Source organism: Kistimonas scapharcae (assembly GCF_039540975.1).
GTDB classification, from domain to species: domain Bacteria; phylum Pseudomonadota; class Gammaproteobacteria; order Pseudomonadales; family Endozoicomonadaceae; genus Kistimonas; species Kistimonas scapharcae.
On sequence record NZ_BAABFL010000104.1, the window covers coordinates 1 to 3,219 of the forward strand.

Genomic DNA, 3,219 nt, shown 5'->3' on the forward strand with positions numbered 1-3,219 from the left:
ATCAGGGGATTTTATACGAAAAGACTTGGGCTCTGGGGTTTTCAGGCCGATTTCTTAGCTGTGAACTCGCGGATTCAGGTATTATCCACTGTACGTAGCAATTGAAAATCACTGGGATCAAGCGCAGGCACTTCAATATTAAATGCCTCTAGTTCCTCTTTCACCCTTTGCAAATAACCAGGATCTGGGTAGCCATATTGATTATATTCATCAAGGGATGTTTTATGGTGAATATCATTCCAGACTACAACATTTTGAGTACCCAGCTGTCTTGAATCACCCACTGCAAAGGTACGCTTTTCCATAAAAGCAATTTGAAACATTCGGGCTACTTTTCGGCCCTCTAAATTATTGGGGAGATAAGCAACCCTAACTTCTCCAGGATAGGCAACACCAGGCCTCTTGTGTTTTTGAGACTGGATACCTGGAAATAATTTATAAGATATTTGTCACCGTCGGTACCGGTATACCGGCCTCCAACTCGGAAGGTTTCGGGCGGGATATCGCCATGCTACTGCAGAAGGCCGGGGTGACCGCCGCCATCCTGACGTCCACCTGAGGCACCTGTACGCGTTGCGGTGCAACGATCGTCAAGCAGATTGAGAAGGTCATGCCTGTCGTCCATATCGCGACAGTGACGCCAATTTCCCAGACCGTAGGCGCCAACCGGATCGTCAAGGCCAAGGCCATTCCTCACCCCCTCGGTGACCCAACACTGGCACCAGCAGATGAGAAAGCCATGCGCCGGAAGATGGTTGAAAAGGCGCTGTCTGCACTGACCACTGAAATCACGGAGCAAACCTTGTTCTGATGAAATTTGCTCACCGTTGTGTATCAGTGCACTACGGTGAGCAACTCTGCTTTTTGGGTTTTATGAAATGAAAACCTGAAATGTAACTCCACTCATACGTATATAGCCATTCCATGGGAGTCCATTAATAATAATTTGGTTATGCTCTCTTTTATAATGCGGACTGATTATATATAAGTCGTCTCAACCCATGCGGACAAACCGCTAAAAATATCGGGACGCGCAGCACGGAGAGTGGATAAAACAAAATTTTCAGCCGCATCTTCATCGGATTCATCAACGATTTTTTCAACACCTTCAGGGGTATTAAATACACATTTTTCAATCCCTTGATCATTCATCTGTAAATGATAAATAAATACCCGCTCATCGCCTTGCAATACGATCTGACAATTTTTCACGTCTCCAAAATAGGGTTGGAAATGCGAAAACCAATGTTTGACCGTTTCACGCCTTGTTAGCCATTCTCCAATGATTGCTTCGCAGGAAAGCGATTGAAGCAGGCTCGAGTCATCACGCTGCACATACAGCTTTTCTAAATGCGATTGAGCCCACAGGAACCTATGTCTGGGATCTTTTTTAGACTCTCTTTTTTCGTCGAAAAAGCCTATCACCGATTCATAGTTAAATGCCCCTAATGTCATACACATATGACGTGGCTCATCATTCCCAGAACATGCCAGCCTATCTCGAACAAGCCTCATAAAATCAATGGTGCTAAACGCTTGATTAATCACAGCATCCCGTTCTTCTGGCTTAAATCTATACATTAAATCATAGAGATCCGTTGTATTATTAAATATGTCTTCCCACACATCTGTCGCCAAAAGAAGCCCGTTAGTAAAAAGAAACCCATTAAATAAAAACTCTAGTTTTTTAAAGCTTGCTTCTTTCAGGGTTTTTCTTACGAAAGGCCATATTTCTGCTTCACCACCAGTTCTCGGAACAAACGTAAAATCAACAACATCAATTTCATCCAGCCTCTTAATTGAGTAGGATAGTTCGTGAATAGCCGCTTCTATTGCAACACCCTCTTCTGTTTTGTGAGTTGCATAAAGCTGCAACATAGGATGATTTACCTTTACATCATACCCTTTACTCTTACTCTCACTCTTACTCTTACTCTTACTCTTGATTGTACGATTAACACAAAAATAGGTTCCTGATGATGAGAGAGAGAATGTATCCATGCTACAGTACTGTGACAAGTGACTTATCTTGCGAAGGGTTGCTGGAATAATATTCATTAATGCAGCCGGACGCCGAAGCATATAATGCCCTTCAAATTGATTTTCATCTATAAAAATTTTGCTATTCGTTAATTTACCACCTAACTGATCACATAAGTCATTCACAAAATTAACCGTATGTGAAGGCAATTCAAACAAAACTTTAGGGAGTTTGACTTCATATGCCTCTTGTTTCTTTGATATACATGTATCCAGATCAAAATTATCAATGACCAGATTTATTTTTTTACAACTGTTATCAAGCCCCAATGATAATCTAACTTTTGGGACAGCAACATGAGTTTTATACTCCCGATCCTCCGGTTTGGTCTTTTTGGGACGAATCCGTACCTTCTTTTTTATCACATCCCAAATAATATCAGGCAGAGTTTTTAGTGTTGAGCCCAATTCAATATTACTAATCACCCGCCCTGCATTAGCTCCATAAAAGCTTAAATCTATAACCGGTATATTCACATCAACACTTAATGTATCTTCACAATTTAAATCTGGAAAAGGCATTGCTATATTTAAATGAGCATCAGCGACAATATGCAACCTTAATTCACCATCCCAATCAACACGAAATCTTCTTATCGCGACATTACATTCACGTACTGCATAGTCATCCAATAAAAAATTTACCCATACTGGACTTAATGAAAAACGTAACGGCATCATTCCAGATGCTTCAAACTTTCTATTAATCTCATTAATCTCTTGTTTCTTTCTCTCTAATTTTTCATTAACCTCTTGTTTTTTTCTACCTATTTTTTTATTAATTTCTTGTTTTTTTCTCTCTATTTTCTCATCAAGAGTCTCTTCTTTAACTCCAAATTTGCCTTTCATCTTTCCCAAAAAGGATTTAGCTTTACTCTTTTCCTTCTCCTGATCTATTAGCTTTTTCTTCTCCAGCTCCAGCTCTGTTAGTTTTTTCTTCTCCTGTTCTATTAATTTTTTTTGCTCACATAGCAATTGGTTCAACTTTTCTACGTTCTTACCGAATCCCCCTTTTAAAGGTTCTGCTAATTGGCACCATAGATTTAATAGTTTTTTTAGGTTAGAAGCACAAATATCAATAAATGCATCCCTTTTACTTTCGGTGTTTGTCAACATAGTTGTCGCCCCAACTCAAGCCGCTTTCTTAAGTTGATCAGCTGAAGATCTGTCGGGATTAAG

Annotated in this window: 4 protein-coding genes; 2 read left to right on the top strand and 2 right to left on the bottom strand. The window is 40.0% G+C overall.

Annotated elements, in window-relative coordinates:
* Positions 1–74 precede the first annotated feature (74 nt).
* On the bottom strand, positions 75–323 hold the full coding sequence (locus ABD892_RS05960) for a hypothetical protein (protein ID WP_345194500.1): 249 nt from the start codon (positions 321–323) through the stop codon (positions 75–77).
* Between the two features lie 143 nt (positions 324–466).
* Here ABD892_RS05960 and ABD892_RS27200 point away from each other — a divergent pair, with 143 nt between their 5' ends.
* Positions 467–559, top strand: a complete 93-nt coding sequence (locus ABD892_RS27200; protein ID WP_486329315.1) for a hypothetical protein — start codon at positions 467–469, stop codon at positions 557–559.
* Positions 560–610: 51 nt separating this feature from the next.
* Complete coding sequence (locus tag ABD892_RS27205; protein WP_486329313.1) at positions 611–811, top strand: glycine/betaine/sarcosine/D-proline family reductase selenoprotein B; 201 nt, start codon at positions 611–613, stop codon at positions 809–811.
* Between the two features lie 167 nt (positions 812–978).
* On the opposite strand, the gene ABD892_RS05970 is transcribed toward ABD892_RS27205, so the two are convergent.
* Positions 979–3,156 (bottom strand): hypothetical protein, encoded by a 2,178-nt coding sequence (locus ABD892_RS05970; protein WP_345194501.1) that lies wholly within the window; start codon positions 3,154–3,156, stop codon positions 979–981.
* Positions 3,157–3,219 lie beyond the last annotated feature (63 nt).

Bases quoted from the DNA above. Each gene is read 5' to 3' on its own strand.
- ABD892_RS05960 (WP_345194500.1), bottom strand. From the start codon at position 323: ATGTTTCAAATTGCTTTTATGGAAAAGCGTACCTTTGCAGTGGGTGAT.
- ABD892_RS05970 (WP_345194501.1), bottom strand. From the start codon at position 3,156: ATGTTGACAAACACCGAAAGTAAAAGGGATGCATTTATTGATATTTGT.
- ABD892_RS27205 (WP_486329313.1), top strand. From the start codon at position 611: ATGCCTGTCGTCCATATCGCGACAGTGACGCCAATTTCCCAGACCGTA.